The sequence below is a fragment of the Pedosphaera parvula Ellin514 genome (assembly GCF_000172555.1).
In the GTDB taxonomy this organism is placed as follows: Bacteria; Verrucomicrobiota; Verrucomicrobiia; order Limisphaerales; family Pedosphaeraceae; genus Pedosphaera.
The window spans coordinates 45,011-61,941 of record NZ_ABOX02000033.1; the positions used below are offsets into that span (position 1 = coordinate 45,011).

Sequence of the window (16,931 nt, forward strand, 5' to 3'; positions counted from 1 at the left end):
CATGCAGCCTTATTGCGTAGCGAGCAGGCAGGTTTTCAAGTCACGTCAGATTTGTCAAAGCCCAATCTTTGAAACGCGTCATACTTATGATTCAGAAATTAACATCAGAAAACCGGACATTTCCTAGAAATATTAAAAACAGAAAGTTTTCCTGTCAGCAATACTTGACTTCACCTTACGGCTCGGTTCAATGCACTAATGAATTTTGTCACTCACCTTGAATGCGCCAATTGCGGCAAGCGCTATGAAGCTAATCTGGTCCACAATCTTTGCACCGCCTGTCAGCGTCCCCTCTGGGTCAAATATGACCTCGAAGCATTGAAAACCAAGTTTCCGAAGAAGGCTCTCCTGGGTCGCCCATCAACCATGTGGCGCTACTTGGAAATGCTCCCCATTCAAGACCCGGACAAAATCGTTTCCCTCACCGAAACCACCACCCCCATCCTCCAAACCAAACGTCTTGCTGCTTCGTTCGGCTTGGACAACCTGTTCGTTAAGGATGAAAGCCGACTGCCAACCGGCAGCTTTAAATCCCGTGGCATGACCATGGCCATCTCGAAGGCCAACGAATTCGGCATTAAGAAAGTCGCGGTTCCAACTGCAGGCAATGCCGGTGGCGCGATGGCTGCCTATGCGGCTCGTGCCGGCATGGAAGCTTACGTCTTCATGCCCGAAGATACGCCGGCGATTAACAAGAAAGAATGCTATCTGGCCGGTGCCAAAACCTTTCTGGTGAACGGCCTGATTACCGATTGCGGTCGCATTGTCGGTGAAGGCAAGCAGATCAAAAACTGGTTTGATGTCTCCACGCTCAAGGAGCCGTATCGCATCGAAGGCAAAAAAACCATGGGTCTCGAACTCGCAGAACAGTTCGACTGGGAATTGCCCGACGTTATACTCTATCCAACCGGCGGCGGCACCGGATTGATTGGCATGTGGAAGGCATTTGCGGAATTGGAAGCCATGGGCTGGTTGAAGACTTCCAAAAAACCGAAAATGATCTCCTGTCAGAGCGAAGGTTGCGCCCCTATCTCAACCGCCTTCGAAAAGGGCGAACGGTTTGCTCCCAAATTCGAAAACGCCTCCACCATCGCCAGTGGAATTCGCGTCCCTGCCGCTGTTGGAGACTTTATGATTCTTGACGCTGTGCGTCAAAGCGGTGGCGTGGCTCTGGCAACACCGGAGGCTGATATTCCGAAATGGATGCAATTGGCTGCATCGATGGAAGGCATTGCTCTCTGTCCCGAAACAGCAGTTTGCCTGGGTGCCCTTGAAGTGTTGCTCAAACGCGGTACCATCAAAAATACAGACCGCATTCTAATCTTCAACACCGGGGCTTCCCAAAAATACCCGGAAGCGGTGAACGAGCAGTTGTCCCGCATTGATATCAAGAAACCCATCGACTGGGCTCAGATATAGGCCGCGCGCCTTAATGGCTTTACGACAATGGAGCTGGCTCTGGCCCGCTCCATTTTTGTTCCTGCTTGTTACAACCTCGAACCGCCACGCAGACTCATGACCAGGCCTGCAATGGCAGCCACGGCGCCGCCAACAATCATCCACACCGATTTGTCCGTGGGCGAGCCCGTGAAGGTTCTCGACACATCCGAACTGAATGAGTGCGAGGCTTGAAAGCCGAAGATTAACAATACGATCCCGCCGACGAGCAGTGCTAAACCAATTGCTTTATTCATGTGTTCCTTTCGATGCACCACCATCATAAACATAACACACTGAACGCCCATGGGGTATATCCATGCCCCATACTCCCGCCTCTCGCAGTAACGTGAGAATTACTCGATTCGGGCAATCCAGTTAACCTTCAGGATTCTCCCCCGTAGCTTTTAACACGAGGATTAATTTGATGAATCGCCAAGCCTGTAATTCCTTTGCCCTCACGGCCGGGTTTTAAGACTTGTTGCCCATCATAGTCGCCCCCGTTCTGTGAGCGATACTGGATGATTGGAGTTGTCTCAAGGGTAAGCAGTCTTTCTCTGTAATTAAATTTGATCTTCTCAAATTCTTCAGGCGTGGTTCTATGACCCACTTCAAAAGGCGTGAAAGCAGGCAACGAATCCATGCCTGGATAAAAGAAAATCCCGTGCTGAATCGGCCAAAGCAAATCCTCCATGTATCCATTGACGCCACGAGGGCGATAATGAGGCTCCCGTCCACCCGCGGTCGTTACAATCATTGCTTTACGGCCTTTGAGGGTGCCTTCGCCAAAACGGTCTCCCCACCTTTCTCCACCGTGCTCACCGATACCGTAGGCGAAATAATAAGTGTAAACCCTCTCGACCCAGCCCTTCAAAATTGCAGGCATCGAATACCACCAGAGAGGAAATTGGAAAATGACGAAATCGGCCCACAGAAGCTTCTCCTGCTCAGCTTCAATTTCTGGCAGCTGCTTTTTCAGTGTGAAAGCCTCACCTGATGCGGTCGCATAATCGAGCCGCTCATCATGACTCAGCCACGGAAAATCATCACGGTCAGCAACTGCTTTCCATTTCATTGCATAGAGGTCCGAAACTTGAACTTCGTGGCCATCCTCTTTTAGCACTTGAACCGAAAATTTCAAAAGCTCGGCATTAAGCGATTTCGGTTCCGGGTGAGCATATACGATGAACACTTTCATAATTCTTCTTTGTAGATTTGGAGGATTGTTGCTGGATTTTCCTAACGTGGCCTTCCGCATTAATTATGCACGCTTGGTCCATGAAGAAGGGATGCGAGCCGCTTGCTATCTTTGGCTCGTCATGCGTGTGAACAATTAAAACTCGTGTCACGGCAGATAAACTGTCATCGTGCTTTCTGATTTACAAGTACCCACCATTTTATCCTATAGTAACTAAAAAGTGTAATTTGCTTGTTATGAACTACAACGAATGTCCAATCACGAGAACTTTGGAGGTAATTGGAGGCAAGTGGAAACCAATCATTCTTCATTACCTTGCCGAATGCCCTCGCCGTTCCGGCGAGCTTGCCCGCCTTATTCCACACGCCAGCGGAAAGATGCTTACCCAGCAATTACGCGAACTGGAAGTTGATAGAATTGTTCGAAGAAAAGTCTATCGTGAAGTGCCACCCAGGGTGGAATATTCCCTTTCTCCCTTGGGCGAATCACTCAGGCCGATTATGATCGCCATGTGCGCTTGGGGTGACGCCAATCCAAAATCGCGCCGTTGACACAAATTAATCGCGCGGCAACTGCCAACCAACCCACGCACTCCATCCGTGCGACTTTCAATTCCGTGTGCCGGGGCATTCTACATAAGCCTCTTCATGGTTCGAACGCCCTTCTCCCATTCCCCAGATTTCTTGACCCGCCCTGCCCCCTGTCCCATGCTATCCGCAACGATTTGTCCTTATGGCTCCAGGCGAACTTATACTTTCTGAATTGCGGCAGTTGGTGGGATTGGAAAACGTCCTTATCAAGCCGGAAGACCTTATCTCCTATTCCTTCGACGGCACAGCCGCGATGCAACAACTCCCCGGCTGCGTGGTCTTCGTCACCACCACTGAACAAATTTCCGCGCTCCTTAAATTCGCCAATAAAACCAAAACTGCGGTGGTCACGCGCGGCTCCGGCACCGGCCTCAGCGGCGGCAGTCTGCCCAGTAAGGACTGCATCGTCATGTGCACCGCCCGCATGGATAAGATTCTCGAAGTGGACCGCGCGAACCTGACCATGCTCGTCGAACCCGGTGTCACCACGCTCTCCATCGCCGACACTGCGACCGCAGCCGGACTCTTTTACCCACCTGACCCCGGCTCCATGAAGATTTCCACCATCGGTGGCAATGTCGCCGAAAACTCGGGCGGCCTGCGCGGCCTGAAGTACGGGGTCACGCGCAACTACGTCATGGGCATGGAAGTCGTTCTCCCCGATGGCGAAGTCATGTGGCTCGGCAACAAGTGCGTAAAGGATGTCGCCGGTTATTCCCTGAAGGACCTCTTCGTTGGCTCGGAAGGCACCCTCGGCGTCATCACTAAGGTGTTGCTCCGCCTCATCCCAAAGCCCCAGGCAAAGAAGACAATGGTCGCCACGTTCTCACAAATGGACCAGGCCGCCGAAGCCGTCTCTGCCATCATTGCCGCCCAAGTGATTCCCTGCACCCTTGAGTTTCTTGATCGCATGACCATCAAGTGCGTCGAAGATTTTGCCAAAATCGGACTGCCCCTCGATTGCGAAGCCTTGTTGCTAATGGAAACCGACGGCCATCCCGCCGTCGTCGCCGAAGAAGCCGCTCAAATGGAAAAATGTTGTCGCGACTGCGGCTGCATCGAAGTCCGCGTGGCCAAGGACGATGCCGAAGCCAATAAGCTCGCGAGCGCCCGCCGCTCCGCCTTCTCAGCGCTGGCACGCATTTCCCCCACCACCATCCTCGAAGACGCCACCGTCCCTCGCAGCGAACTCGCCAAAATGATTCGCTTCGTCGAAGCCATTGCCAAAAAATACAATCTAAAAGTTGGCACGTTCGGACACATGGGTGACGGCAACCTGCACCCCACCTTCCTGACCGACGAACGCAACAAGGAGGAAATGCATCGAGTCGAAGAAGCCTTCAAGGAAATCTTTGACGAAGCCATCCGCCTCGGCGGCACCATCACCGGCGAACACGGAGTCGGCCTCGCCAAAAAATCCTTCCTCCCCAAATTCCTCGGCGACGCCCAAATGCGCGTCCTCCGCGACCTCCGCAAGAGCCTTGATCCGCACGGAATCCTAAACCCCGGTAAGATGTTCGATTAAAATAAAAATGAGAGGAAACCTTGGTTTCCTCTCCTGGCTTTTGTCCTTACTGAACCTCAGTTCAGGTCAAACAACAACACCTGCGCCGGTTCCTTGCCTTCGAACGACAAGTTCCGTTCGTCGTTGACCGCTGCCCCATCACCAGCCTTCAACTCCTGGCCGTTCAACGTGACCTTGCCTTCGGCCACCTGCACCCAGGCATGACGGTTCGGCTTCAGTTCATACGAAGCCTTGTCACCCGGATTGAATTTGCCGATGAGCAAGTCCATATCCTGATGGATTTTCAGCGCACCGTTTTTCGGCTCTTTCGATACCACCGGGACCAGCTTGCCCGGCGTCAATTCCGAGGTGAACGATTTCTGTTCATAACCCGGCTTCAGGGATTGCTGTTCCGGTAGAATCCAGATTTGCAGCAGATGCACCGGCTCAATCGGCGAGTAATTCTTCTCGCTATGCAGCACACCCGTACCCGCCGTCATGCGCTGAACATCGCCCGGTTTCATCACCGCACCGTTGCCCATGCTGTCGCGATGTTCCAGCGCGCCCGACAGGAGATACGTGACGATTTCCATGTCGCGATGCGGATGCATGCCGAAGCCTGCGCCACCCGATACCTTATCATCATTGATGACTCTCAGGCTGCGATAGCCCATGAACTTTGGATCATAATAATCCGCAAATGAAAAGCTGTGGTAAGAATCCAACCAACCATGATTGGCATGTCCTCTTTCGTCCGATTTTCTAATTGTGATCATATTTATTACCTTTCTTTTGTTTGTATACAGTTTCTGTCGCGGCCACAACCGGACCGCCTTTATTTAGTCGTCAAATCCGTTCTTCTTCCAAATCAAACACATCAAACCAGTGATACACCGGCCGATTCCGCGGCACGTACTTCTGGACATAATCTTCCATGTACTCCTGCGTTTCGGGCGGCAAATCGCTCAACCGCGTGTCCCGTTCTTTGTTGTTCCACTGCACGATCTCTGTGCGCGAACGCTTCTTCGCATGTTGCTGAACCCAGTTGGCGATCTCGTCATCGGTCGCACCCGTCGCCACAAACGCCTTCAATTCTTCCGGATTTATTTCCGCGAACTTTAACCAACGCTGGTCCAGCGGACAGGCATAATGATACTCGCCTTGCGTTTCATTCAACACCGCCCGGCATTTATCGATGCATCGTGCCGCCAAAACATAACCGCCCAACGTCTCCCGCGGACTCCGCGGATATTCCTTCGTCAAATCCTTCGCCAGTAATTTCAATTTTTCTTTGCTCATAATATTCTTTCTTTCTTTTTGGTTAAACTTATCGGGCAACCGCCACCTGTTGTTTCTGCGCTGACGCTTTCACAACTTCTGTTCGTTCCAACTGCCGTGCAATCACCGAATCCAACGCCCACTTGCCGCCGCCTTTGATTACCACCGCCAGGGCGATCACCGCCATCAGGATATGATACTCAACACCTTCACCCTTCTGGTTCCCAAACCAGTTCATAAAAAACCCGTTTGGCAATGCCACCGTGAATGCTGCCACAGATATGGTGAAGCCGATTCCAAATGCCGCGACCCGGCTCAGCAATCCAAACACCAGGGCAATGGGACCAAGGAACTCAGCAGTCATCGCCAGGGCTGCCAGCGGCGCAGGTATGTGCATGGTCTGAGTGAAAAAGTTCATCGTGCCTGTAAATCCATACCCACCAAACCACCCAAGCACTTTCTGCGCACCATGCGGAAACATTACCGCCGCCAAACCCAGACGAAGCACCAGCGCGCCATTGTCATCAGTAGTCTTAAAAAGAGATTTTAATGTTTTCATATTTCGTTCAGTTGTTTATTCAAATTTCAATCTGCATCTCCCTCTAATGCTTACCGCATGCCAGCCATTGAAATTACTTGCAATATGCATACAAGCACTTACCCATAAGATAGTTACATTATTAATCAATCCGTTTAACAGGAAACAAACTAACAACGATTTCTCGTTATTCACTCACTTTCGTTGTTACCATCACTATTTTGCGTTGCACTTGTCTGCCAATGGCCTTATCTCATTTTCATGGCGACGGAAGTTTCCCAAAACACACCAGTTCAGGACGAAGTAGAGCTGCTGCGGAATCGCATCACCGAATTGGAAGGACTCCTTGGCGGCCAGCAGAATCTGAAAAATCTCCTCGGCCAACGAGAAGAGTTTTACCGCACCGTCATTGAAAGCCTTGCCGAAGGATTGCTTATCACCGACCCGAACGATCATGTCATCTACGCCAATTTGCGCATGGAAGAAATCACCGGCTACCCAGTCAGCGAACTCATCGGTGCCGTCGCTTACGAACTACTCACCGATAAGGCGCAATGGCCACAAATGACGAAGCGCAACCAGGAACGCGTCGCCGGTAAAAGCGAATTCTACGAACATCAACTGCTCCGCAAGGACGGCACACGCCATTGGGTTTCCGTAAAAGCGACCCCTTACAAAAACAGCAAAGGCGAAATCATCGGCACCGTCGGTGCGGTGAGTTGCATCCAAACACAGAAGAGCCTCGAACTTGAAAACGAATACCTGCTCGATGAAATCCGTAGCGAACGTTTCGGTGCCATTATCGCCAGCAGTCCGGCTCTCAAAAAAGTTCTGCAACAAATCGAAGTCGTTGCCCCCACTCAAGCAAACGTTCTAATCCTGGGCGAATCCGGCACTGGCAAGGAACTGGTCGCTCGCGCCATTCACGATCTTAGCGAACGAAAGGGCAAACCACTGGTCCGTGTCAACTGCGCCTCCATTCCCAAGGAACTCTTTGAAAGCGAATTCTTCGGCCACGTTCGCGGCGCTTTCACGGGCGCGATCAAGGACCGCGTCGGCCGATTCGAACTGGCCAACGGCGGCAGCCTGTTTCTCGACGAAATCGGTGAAATCCCGCTCGACCTTCAAAGCAAATTGCTTCGTGTTCTGCAGGAAGGTCAATTCGAACGCGTTGGTGAAGACCGCACCCGAACTGTAAATGTCCGCATCATCGCCGCCACCAACCGCGATTTGCTGACCGAAGCCAAAGCCGGTCGTTTCCGCCTCGATCTCTACTACCGTCTGAGTGTGTTCCCCATCGAAATCCCAGCTTTACGTGAGCGCCCCGAAGACATCGGCCCACTCGCCGAGCACTTCGTCAAGCAATCCGCGAATCGCCTGGGTGTCACGCGACCCCGCTTAACCAAAGCCGATGTCCGTGAACTTGAAGGTTACGATTGGCCCGGGAATGTTCGCGAACTCCAGAACGTCGTGGAACGCGCCGTCATCCTCGCGCGCAGTGGACGCCTGAAATTCGAACTCGGCAACAACAGCGAGAGACCGTTTCCACCCTCAGCCCGTGTCCCCGCTCCAGATGGCTCAATTGACCACCAACCTTCCCTGGGCGAACTCAAACAACAGGAAAAGCAGGTGATTCTCAACGCCCTCAAGCAGGCGCAAGGTCGCATTTATGGAGAAGAAGGTGCCGCCGCCATTCTTAGCATGAAACCAACCACCCTGGCATCACGCATCCAGCGATACGGCTTGAAGAAAGCCGATTTCAAGTAGCACAAATACCAAAGATTGTTGCTTTTGGTGCGCGCCCCATGAAACAATCAAAACCGTTCTGCATTACTATAGGCAGCAGGCTAGTGAACAGTTTTTAAAGAACGCAAATGTCAGCATCGACGTCATCAACTGCACGGGCAACAGGTCATTCCCATTTGAAAGACCTGGATTACTCCGTGGTGCAACAATGCATGCACTGCGGGCTCTGCCTGCCCACCTGCCCAACCTACGACGCCACCAAGCTGGAGCGCAACAGCCCGCGTGGTCGCATCTCCTTGATGCGCGCCATCGCTGATGGCAGGCTCGAACCTACGCAGACTTTTGCCGACGAAATGTATTTCTGTCTCGGCTGTCTGGCCTGCATGACCGCCTGCCCCGCCGGCGTCAATTACGCCGAACTATTTGAACACGCCCGTGCCGAAGCCGAACAGAGCGGAGTTTTGCAGTCGCCACAACGCTCAATTATTCGCGGTTTCACACTTCGCTGGCTGTTCATGGATTTGCACCGCTTACATCTGCTCGGCTATGCCATGCGGCTTTACCAACAGCTCGGCCTCCAGACTTTTCTCAGGCGTAGCGGCATCCTCAAGCTCCTCCCCAAACGGCTTCAGGAGTTGGAAGCCATAACACCTCCCATCCAACCTGATTTCTCAGCCGATTTAATTGCGCCGGTCACCCCCTCTGTCGGCCCAAAGAAATATAAGGTCGCCGTCCTTACCGGTTGCGCCCAGGATTTGATTTTCAGTGATGTGAATCGTGACACCGTTGAAGTGCTCGCCCGCAACGGTTGCGAAATCGTCACGCCACCTGTGCAACTCTGCTGCGGCTCCCTGCACGCACACAATGGCGAATGGGAACTCGCCCAGCAACTGGCCCGCAAACAAATCGACCAATTTCCTCCGGAACAATTCGATGCGATTATTACCAACGCCGCTGGCTGTGGCTCCCATCTTAAACATTATGCCAAGCTTCTGGAGCATGATCCCGCCTACTTTAAGCGCGCCGAACTCTGGGACCAAAAAGTAAAAGACATACATGAGTGGCTGGCCCAAATTGGCATCGCCTTCCCAGCTGCCACAGGCGCACCCGAACAGGTTGTCACCTATCACGAAGCCTGTCATCTCTGTCATGGCCAGAAGATAACCGCACAACCCCGCCAAATCTTAAAAGCCATCCCTAATCTGAAGCTGGTTGAGCTTCCCGAGAGCACCTGGTGCTGCGGCAGCGCCGGTATTTACAATCTGATCCAGCCGGAAATGGCCGGTGACCTTCTGACTCGTAAATTGCGCCATATCAAGAGCACCCATGCAACTGTCGTCGCTACGGGTAATCCTGGGTGTATGCTGCAGATCATTAACGGTGCGAAGGAGCAGAAGCTGGCTTTGCGCATCGCACATCCCATCACGCTGCTTGCTGAGGCTTATCGCAAGTCTGAGTAATTGAAAGGTGGGGGAACGCCGGGAACTGGTCCGATAAGCCCTTTTGCGCTTGTAAAGTCTTTGGCTTAGCTTAGCGTCAATATATGCCAGAGATCAATGGTATTACTAATACCGCTTCTGGAAGAATTACGCATCGCTGCTACCTGGACCCAGGCTTTACTCTCATCGAGTTGTTGGTTGCGATTGCTATTATTGCGATATTGGCCAGCCTGCTCCTGCCTGCGCTGACACAAGCCAAGGCGAAGGCAAAACGTATTCAGTGCATCACCAACCTACGTCAACTTGGCGTAACGTGGGTTATGTATGCCACGGACAATAACGATCTTCTTGTTTCCAATGGACAGCCTAATAGCGGGGGCTCTGTCAACCCCAAATTCTGGGTGCAGGGAGTTTTCTTTAATCCTCCTGATAATACCAACACCGCGCTCATTTTGGATCCGAATTACGCGCTGTTCGCAACTTATTTGAAGTCAGCCGGCGTTTTTCGTTGCCCATCTGATCGACAGACAGTCAAGGTCAGTGGCAAGGATTATCCCAGGCAACGCAGCTATTCTCTGAATGCCTATACCGGCTGGATTTATACTTGGGATGACCGGCTTTCAGCCAGTAACGCGTACAGGATATTTCACAAAACAACAGAAATCACCAGCCTTCCCGCCTCTTCCCTTTTTACCTTTCAGGATGTTTTTCCCGACAGTATTTGTTGGCCTTATTTCGGGGTGTATATGGGAAATCCGGGGGCAGAAAGGTTTTTCAATTTCCCTGCGGTTTCGCACAACGGCGGCGGTGTGGTGAGTTTTGCAGATGGTCACGCGGAGGGGCACCGCTGGCGGGATCCCCGCACTTTGGTCCCCAAGTCTTCGGATTATCACCAGCATAATGATTCTTCTCCACGCAATGCAGATATTGTCTGGATGCAGGAACACGCAACGATTGTAAACCATTAAGGGCGTTAATACTCGCGCTCCGCTGCCGTCGCCTCCCGCCTTTTTTGCAGTATCCAAAATCCTTTACCAGCCATGCCCCTTTTAATAACATGAATTCGTGATGAGCCCATCCGAATTTCGTGTGCGACGTGCCACCGTGGATGACTTGCAAAAGCTGGTCTCACTGTGGAATTCCATGAAGTTTACCGGCGACGACCTGGAAAAGCGCCTGACTGAATTTCAAATTGCTGAAACTGCCGAAGGCCAGTTACTCGGAGCGATAGGAGTTCAGATCATCGGACGACATGGCCGGTTGCATGGCGAAGGGTTTACCGATTTTGCCCTGGCCGATCACCTCCGCCCCCACCTTTGGGAAAGGGTGCAATCTCTCGCCAGGAACCATGGGTTGGTTCGTCTTTGGACCCAGGAAGAGGCTCCATTTTGGAAACAGGCTGGGCTCCAGCCTTCCTCGGCTGAGGTGCTTGGCAAATTACCACCTGCCTGGGCCTCCCCTGGTGCGGAATGGCTGACGTTACAACTTCGGGATGAGCAAGCGGTGGAAGTGGATTTGGATAAGGAATTCACCAGGTTTATGGAGACGGAAAAACTAAAGACCACCGGCATAATGCGCCAGGCACGCACTTTAAAGCAGTTAGCCATGATCCTGGGGATCATTCTGGCAGGTGGCGTCCTGGTGATATCAATTTTCATTCTGAAAAACCGCTTCGCATTTCCTTCTCACTAGTCATGTACGTGCGAGCGTCCCCATGACCCAATGTTTCAGCACTTCATTCGCCTGGATAACCCGGCACGGGCGGTTGCGATCCCGGTTCTCGAAAATTGCTTACACGCAATTGTAAAGGTTTGATGATTTCGGCATGACCGTCATAGAAGAGGCCATTGAATCCTGCTCCATGTCGCGTAGGATAGTGGCTGGTATTGTCAAAAGGAACCCACGGAGGACGCGGTGCCGCCGTCACACGTGAGTCTGAGCAACCTGGGCTGCGGCGATGATCCCAAATAATTAGACGCTCAGCGGCGTGAGTAACAAATCCGTCCGGTTTCACCATGGGACTGCCCTCGCTATAGTTCATGCCATATCCGCATTGCCATTGTTGCTCGACCGGGCACTTGAAAATATTGGTAACGTTCAAATACGGAAACAGGAGTCCGGTTTTAAACCCAGCTCCAGGGACGCCGTCGGGAACCTGGGTGGGATCATAAGGCGCCCACCATATTTCATTAGGGCCGGTCGGCGGTGGACTATTTGGCCCGTTTCCAGATGGGACGCCCGCCGTACTACCATAGGGATCAGTTGGCGTATCGGGGCAATACCGATAAGGCACATTGATATCTCCGTTGTCGTCGCGATAAAGAATATACCCGATGCCAATTTGCTTCAGATTGTTTAAACAACTCGTTTGCTTCGCCTTCTCCTTGGCTCGAGTCAGAGCCGGTAATAGCAGTCCCGCCAAAATGGCAATGATGGCTATCACGACGAGCAGCTCGATCAAAGTAAATCCCTCCACAATCATATCTTTTGCCTGAATGACCCCAACTCGTTCGTCAGAGATGGATTTGAAGCGCGCTCGCATCCGTGTATTAATATCAATCCGTTATATTCTGTCAAATATATCGCGGCGCCGCTTTGACCGGAGATACCCAACGAGGAAAATCAATCCGCGAGGAACTTAACCATTTGAGCCCAGGTTTTGGCGCTTGCCTTTAAGCTCTTTGCTTCCAATTCCCGGTAAAGTCGGAGCACTTTTTCACCCGCAGCAGAAAGTCCAGCACCGCCACCCTTTGATCCACCACGAGTCGCCAAGACCAGAGGTTCCTTGAAGCATTCTTCCATGGTCTTGATTAGTTTCCAGGCTCGCATATACGACATCCCAAGATTCTGCGCAGCGTCGGCGATGGATCCGGTCTTCTGCAACTGCTCCAGAAGCTCCGCCTTACCGGGGCCCATCGCAATTTCCTTCCCACAAAGAATTCGGAAGCGGGGTTGAAGCTTCTTGGATCGAGGACTGGCTTTCACGGGTTTAAGCTAGCAATATTTCGAGTAAGAGCTAATGGAAATCAATAAGCGTAAAGGATCGAAGGTTATCACGAGCCTTCCGGCAGGTGAAATTCGTCCGCATGATAGGAACTTCTGACCATCGGACCACTGGCGACGTGCACAAAACCCATCTTCTCGGCAACTGTTTTATACTCCGCAAACTTCGTCGGGTTTACAAATTCCACAACTGGCAAATGCTTCAACGTGGGTTGCAGGTATTGGCCCAACGTCAGAATATCGCAGTCCGAACGGCGTAAATCCTCCATGGCGGTGAACAGCTCCGCTTCGGTTTCTCCCAATCCAAGCATGAGTCCCGACTTGGTATGGATGCCATCGCCACGTTTGGCTTTAACCTTGGCCAAAACACTCAGGGAACGATCATAGGTTGCCCGCGAACGCACTGAAGGGGTCAAACGACGCACAGTCTCAAGATTATGATTAAAAATGTGCGGATTGGCTGAGAGGACGGTGTCGATGGCAGCATCTTTCTCCAGGAAATCCGGAGTGAGCACTTCAATGATAATCCCCGGGTTCAATGTGCGAACGGCTTCAATCGTCTGGCGAAAGTGATCAGCTCCGCCGTCGTGCAAATCATCGCGGGCCACAGCCGTGATCACCACATGCTTTAATCGCATGCGACGGGTTGCTTCCGCAACCCGATTAGGTTCGTCGGACTCAAGCACCAACGGCTTGGCAGTGGAAACCGCACAGAAACCGCAGGCGCGGGTGCAGCGGTCACCTGCGATCATGAAGGTGGCGGTTCCTTTGCTCCAGCATTCCCAGTGGTTGGGGCACTTCGCACTCTCGCACACGGTGTGGAGTTTCAGTTCATCCAGCAAGCCCCGGGTATGGGAGAAGGTATCCGAAGTCGGCAGTTTGATGCGCAACCATTCCGGCAGGCGTGGGCGTGGTTGGGAACCTGTCTGGGGTGGAGAAATTATGTCAGGCATTGCCTTGCTCCAGCTTTTTCCAAAAACGCGCGAGTTCGTCCGGGCCGAAGTCTGCGAGAATTCTCCCATGAACATCAATGACGGGAGCGAGTTCCTGTCCGGATAGTTTCACCATTTCGTCAAAAGCATCATCGTTGGCAATAACGTCCACAACTTCGTATTCCACATCATGGTCATCCAGCCATTTGGTGGCCTTATGACACCAACCGCAGTAAGGTTTGATAAACAGGCGAATCTTTTTCTCGTTCACGGCCATAACTTGCAGGAGGAAACGACAGATTTCAATGGCTGGCAACGAATTAAGCTCCGCCGATTTGCGCGGTATACTGCTCTGGACTCATGAGATTGCTCGTTTCCCCAGGCTGGCTCAGTTTAATTTTGTAAAACCAACCGCCGGAATAGGGTTCAGTATTAACCAAACCAGGATTGTCCACCACAGCCTTGTTTACTTCAATGATCTGGCCGCTGACTGGCGAATAAATATCGCTCGCCGTCTTCACGGATTCGACCACGGCGCACGCTTCCCCGGCCTTGACCTGTCGGTTTGCTTCTGGAAGCTCCACAAACACAACATCGGTCAGTTCATGTTGGGCATGATCAGTAATACCGATTACCGCGGTATCACCGCTTACGCGCACCCATTCGTGGGATTTGGCGTATTTGAGATCAGAAGGAACATTTGACATAGGAGGATTGAGTCAGGGACTCTGGTTTTGGTCAAACAGGTTTTTTGTAGAGAGGTTTCGAAACTATGAGCGCGGCAGCACGTTTGCCGCGGATTTCAATTTCTATCGGCGTCTGAGCTTTGGCAAATTCTGTCTTTACGTAACCCATGCCAATCCCATTACCAAGCGAGGGACTCTGGGTTCCGCTGACAACTTCTCCGATCTGCACCGGATTCGGTCCTGTGCTCCAGATTGGATAGTGCGGTCTGGGAGGAGCAGATTTGTCGGTCATTTTGAAAGCAATGCATTTTTTTGTCACGCCGCTGGCTTTTTGCCCGGCCAGGACTGCGCGTCCAACGAAGTCTCCTTTATCGAACGAAACAAAGAACCCAAGTCCGGCCTCAATAGGCGTGGTCTGCTCATCCAGTTCATGTCCATACAAAGGATAACAGACTTCTGTCCGCAACGTATCCCGTGCCCCAAGTCCAGCCGGCTGCAGACAGTACTGATGTCCGATTGTCATAATCCTGGACCATACCTCGCCGATGATCTCGGCAGGAGCCACGATTTCAAAGCCATCCTCACCAGTGTAGCCAGTGCGCGAAACCCACACTGGTTTGCCAGAGAAACTAAACCGGGCAATCTGGTTTTTCTTAAGTTCAGATGGGCTGGCAACAGCAGTTCCACCGCTGGCAGTTCCCGGAAAACACTGGTTGATAAATTCAGAAACACGCGGTCCTTGCAACGCCACCGCGCCAGTCTGTTCGGACGTGTTTTTAAGCGTTACTGAATTCTTTTTGGCAAAGGCAGCCAGTTGACTTTCCAACCAGGGCACATCCACGTCTATGCGGGAAGCGTTGATTATTAGAAGATACTCCTCCCCGGCCAGCCGATAGGCATACAGGTCATCAATGACCCCGCCCTGCTCATTACACATCAAAGTATATTGCCCGCCTCCCACTGCCAGTTTTCGGATGTCGTTCGTCAATGTGTGATTCAGGAATTCTTCGGCTCCCGAACCACTCACCAGCACTTCGCCCATGTGCGAGATATCGAACAACCCGCCCGCCTTCCGAACAACCTGATGCTCATCCATGATGCTGGTGTATTGGACAGGCATTTCCCAGCCGCCAAACTCAACCAGGCGGCCACCAAGCTTTTGGTGGATATCGAAAAGTGGAGTGCGCTTCAACATGTTATGGATTCTAATTTAACGACCCGCAAACTGCAAAGGGTCGCAAGCGAATTATTTGTCTACCTTGACGATCCCTTCCTCGTCACATGGAATATTCAAGGCCGCACAGACAGCTTCAGGATTCGTGGTTTCAATGTAACCACCCAGATCTCTCATGAAGAAAAAGAGCCATTCACTAAAATGCTCAGTGCTGGTATCCAGCACGATCTTGAGTTCAGGGTTGGACGATTCAGTGTGATGAACGGCAAGGGGCTGTGACACCTTCCTGCCATCTTTTGTGAAAACAATGAGTCTGGCTGTCATATTTTTCTCCGTAATTCGATGGCCTGTTTGTGGCGCCCCATAGTCCCGGTTGTAAGAAGGTCTCAGCCCCACTTCTCAAGGAGCATTTGCGCCTTGGGAACACCCATATCGTGAACCACCATGCGCTCGGTGTTCTCTACCAATTCCGTAGGACCGCAGGCATAAAAGACTGTGTTCGCCAGGTCCTTGATGTTCTCTTTAACCCAATTTACATCAATTCTGCCGCGCCGGCCGCTCCATGGATCGTTCTCTGGCAGGCGCGTGCAGGTGACATGAAATTTGAAGTTTGGATTTTCCTCTTCCAACTGGCGAAACTCAGTGTTGAAAATGATGTCGTTGGTGGTACGAACGCTATACAGAATCGTTATCTTTGTTTCCAGCTTGCGCTTTGTTGCGTCGCGAACAAATCCGCGAAAAGGCGTCACACCGGAACCACCGGCAATGCAGATCAAATGCTTATTTGGTTCGAACACCGGCAAAAACCTCCCGGTTGGCGGGATCACAACCATTCTATCTCCCACCTTGGCCCAATCGACGATTCGTGTTCCCATTTTTCCATCACGTTTTACCGTAACTTCAAAAAAACCCCGGTCGAGTGCACAGGACGACAATGAATAGGCCCGCTTATAGTTGGGCGTATCCGGCCAATACACGGTGATGAATTGGCCCGTCTTAAATTCAATGTCATAGCCTTCAGGCCACTTAAATTTCACCGTTTTCGTATCAGGCAGCTCCATCGTGGCTGCGTCGATTAACATTTCGGCAATTACTTTAGCCATAGGTATCCGTAGATTCGTGTCAGACATTAAGAAGGAAACCTGAAGACTGGGAAGCTTGCACCAAAAAAATGAGACAAAATGTCTTCATTCATCCGTTTCACTGCCTTGAGTTTTCCTTACTCACACTATAAATTGCAGCCGAACGAGGTGCCAACCCGAACTTTAGGCTTCCCTGTATGACTTGCAAATCGTGCACTTACCAATCCTGTTTTCCAGTTTACTTCACTCTCGAAGACTCAAATTATCACTCTTTTATCAGGAAAGCTCGGTGCATTTATTGATTCCAATCAAAACCGCTCCCTT

General features: G+C 51.7%; 20 protein-coding genes. 7 read left to right on the top strand and 13 right to left on the bottom strand.

What is annotated here, in order from left to right; all coding sequences use genetic code 11:
• The first annotated feature begins 198 nt into the window (after nt 1-198).
• Nucleotides 199-1,419: a threonine synthase gene (locus CFLAV_RS21345; protein WP_007416912.1), complete on the top strand. Its 1,221-nt coding sequence runs from the start codon at nt 199-201 to the stop codon at nt 1,417-1,419.
• Nucleotides 1,420-1,487: 68 nt separating this feature from the next.
• Here CFLAV_RS21345 and CFLAV_RS21350 read toward each other — a convergent pair whose 3' ends face one another.
• Complete coding sequence (locus CFLAV_RS21350) at nt 1,488-1,694, bottom strand: DUF3185 family protein (protein ID WP_040549719.1); 207 nt, start codon at nt 1,692-1,694, stop codon at nt 1,488-1,490.
• A gap of 128 nt (nt 1,695-1,822) precedes the next feature.
• A complete protein-coding gene (locus CFLAV_RS21355) occupies nt 1,823-2,635 on the bottom strand; it encodes an NAD(P)H-dependent oxidoreductase (protein ID WP_007416914.1) in 813 nt (270 codons plus the stop codon).
• Between the two features lie 236 nt (nt 2,636-2,871).
• Between CFLAV_RS21355 and CFLAV_RS21360 the strand changes: the two genes are divergently transcribed.
• Together CFLAV_RS21360 and CFLAV_RS21365 are read left to right on the top strand one after the other, a co-directional pair.
• Nucleotides 2,872-3,186, top strand: a complete 315-nt coding sequence (locus CFLAV_RS21360; RefSeq protein WP_007416915.1) for a winged helix-turn-helix transcriptional regulator — start codon at nt 2,872-2,874, stop codon at nt 3,184-3,186.
• 181 nt (nt 3,187-3,367) lie between these two features.
• Nucleotides 3,368-4,750, top strand: coding sequence for an FAD-binding oxidoreductase (locus tag CFLAV_RS21365; protein WP_007416916.1), 1,383 nt, complete (start codon nt 3,368-3,370; stop codon nt 4,748-4,750).
• A 56-nt stretch (nt 4,751-4,806) separates the two neighbouring features.
• Here the strand turns inward: CFLAV_RS21365 and CFLAV_RS21370 are convergent, their stop codons facing one another.
• From CFLAV_RS21370 to CFLAV_RS21380, 3 genes are all read right to left on the bottom strand, one after another.
• Entirely contained in the window at nt 4,807-5,505 is a 699-nt protein-coding gene (locus CFLAV_RS21370) for a pirin family protein (RefSeq protein ID WP_007416917.1), read from the bottom strand.
• Between the two features lie 70 nt (nt 5,506-5,575).
• Nucleotides 5,576-6,028: a DUF5069 domain-containing protein gene (locus CFLAV_RS21375; RefSeq protein ID WP_007416918.1), complete on the bottom strand. Its 453-nt coding sequence runs from the start codon at nt 6,026-6,028 to the stop codon at nt 5,576-5,578.
• Between the two features lie 28 nt (nt 6,029-6,056).
• Nucleotides 6,057-6,566 carry a DoxX family protein gene (locus tag CFLAV_RS21380; RefSeq protein WP_007416919.1) on the bottom strand — a complete coding sequence of 170 codons (510 nt, stop codon included), beginning with the start codon at nt 6,564-6,566 and terminating at the stop codon, nt 6,057-6,059.
• A gap of 240 nt (nt 6,567-6,806) precedes the next feature.
• Between CFLAV_RS21380 and CFLAV_RS21385 the strand changes: the two genes are divergently transcribed.
• The 4 genes from CFLAV_RS21385 (at nt 6,807) to CFLAV_RS21400 (ending at nt 11,422) form a co-directional block, all read left to right on the top strand.
• Complete coding sequence (locus CFLAV_RS21385; protein WP_007416920.1) at nt 6,807-8,312, top strand: sigma-54 interaction domain-containing protein; 1,506 nt, start codon at nt 6,807-6,809, stop codon at nt 8,310-8,312.
• Between the two features lie 107 nt (nt 8,313-8,419).
• Entirely contained in the window at nt 8,420-9,751 is a 1,332-nt protein-coding gene (locus CFLAV_RS21390; protein ID WP_007416921.1) for a (Fe-S)-binding protein, read from the top strand.
• Nucleotides 9,752-9,834: 83 nt separating this feature from the next.
• Nucleotides 9,835-10,698 carry a prepilin-type N-terminal cleavage/methylation domain-containing protein gene (locus CFLAV_RS21395; RefSeq protein WP_007416922.1) on the top strand — a complete coding sequence of 288 codons (864 nt, stop codon included), beginning with the start codon at nt 9,835-9,837 and terminating at the stop codon, nt 10,696-10,698.
• A gap of 100 nt (nt 10,699-10,798) precedes the next feature.
• Nucleotides 10,799-11,422, top strand: coding sequence for a GNAT family N-acetyltransferase (locus tag CFLAV_RS21400; protein ID WP_007416923.1), 624 nt, complete (start codon nt 10,799-10,801; stop codon nt 11,420-11,422).
• A gap of 43 nt (nt 11,423-11,465) precedes the next feature.
• On the opposite strand, the gene CFLAV_RS36185 is transcribed toward CFLAV_RS21400, so the two are convergent.
• The 8 genes from CFLAV_RS36185 to CFLAV_RS21440 all read right to left on the bottom strand — a co-directional run bounded on the left by CFLAV_RS36185 (nt 11,466) and on the right by CFLAV_RS21440 (nt 16,628).
• Nucleotides 11,466-12,212 carry a type II secretion system protein gene (locus CFLAV_RS36185; protein ID WP_083809076.1) on the bottom strand — a complete coding sequence of 249 codons (747 nt, stop codon included), beginning with the start codon at nt 12,210-12,212 and terminating at the stop codon, nt 11,466-11,468.
• A 140-nt stretch (nt 12,213-12,352) separates the two neighbouring features.
• Nucleotides 12,353-12,715: a winged helix-turn-helix domain-containing protein gene (locus CFLAV_RS21410; RefSeq protein WP_040549703.1), complete on the bottom strand. Its 363-nt coding sequence runs from the start codon at nt 12,713-12,715 to the stop codon at nt 12,353-12,355.
• A 68-nt stretch (nt 12,716-12,783) separates the two neighbouring features.
• Nucleotides 12,784-13,686 (bottom strand): lipoyl synthase, encoded by a 903-nt coding sequence (gene lipA, locus CFLAV_RS21415; RefSeq protein ID WP_007416926.1) that lies wholly within the window; start codon nt 13,684-13,686, stop codon nt 12,784-12,786.
• Complete coding sequence (locus CFLAV_RS21420) at nt 13,679-13,942, bottom strand: glutaredoxin family protein (RefSeq protein WP_007416927.1); 264 nt, start codon at nt 13,940-13,942, stop codon at nt 13,679-13,681. The genes lipA and CFLAV_RS21420 overlap by 8 nt, the downstream gene beginning before the upstream one ends.
• 43 nt (nt 13,943-13,985) lie before the next feature.
• The gene (gene gcvH, locus CFLAV_RS21425; RefSeq protein ID WP_007416928.1) at nt 13,986-14,372 is read right to left on the bottom strand and encodes a glycine cleavage system protein GcvH; all 387 of its coding nucleotides are present in this window, start codon (nt 14,370-14,372) and stop codon (nt 13,986-13,988) included.
• A gap of 31 nt (nt 14,373-14,403) precedes the next feature.
• Nucleotides 14,404-15,546: a glycine cleavage system aminomethyltransferase GcvT gene (gcvT, locus tag CFLAV_RS21430; protein WP_007416929.1), complete on the bottom strand. Its 1,143-nt coding sequence runs from the start codon at nt 15,544-15,546 to the stop codon at nt 14,404-14,406.
• Nucleotides 15,547-15,597: 51 nt separating this feature from the next.
• Nucleotides 15,598-15,849 (bottom strand): hypothetical protein, encoded by a 252-nt coding sequence (locus CFLAV_RS21435; protein WP_007416930.1) that lies wholly within the window; start codon nt 15,847-15,849, stop codon nt 15,598-15,600.
• Nucleotides 15,850-15,911: 62 nt separating this feature from the next.
• Nucleotides 15,912-16,628, bottom strand: a complete 717-nt coding sequence (locus CFLAV_RS21440) for a ferredoxin--NADP reductase (protein WP_040549704.1) — start codon at nt 16,626-16,628, stop codon at nt 15,912-15,914.
• Nucleotides 16,629-16,931: the final 303 nt, after the last annotated feature.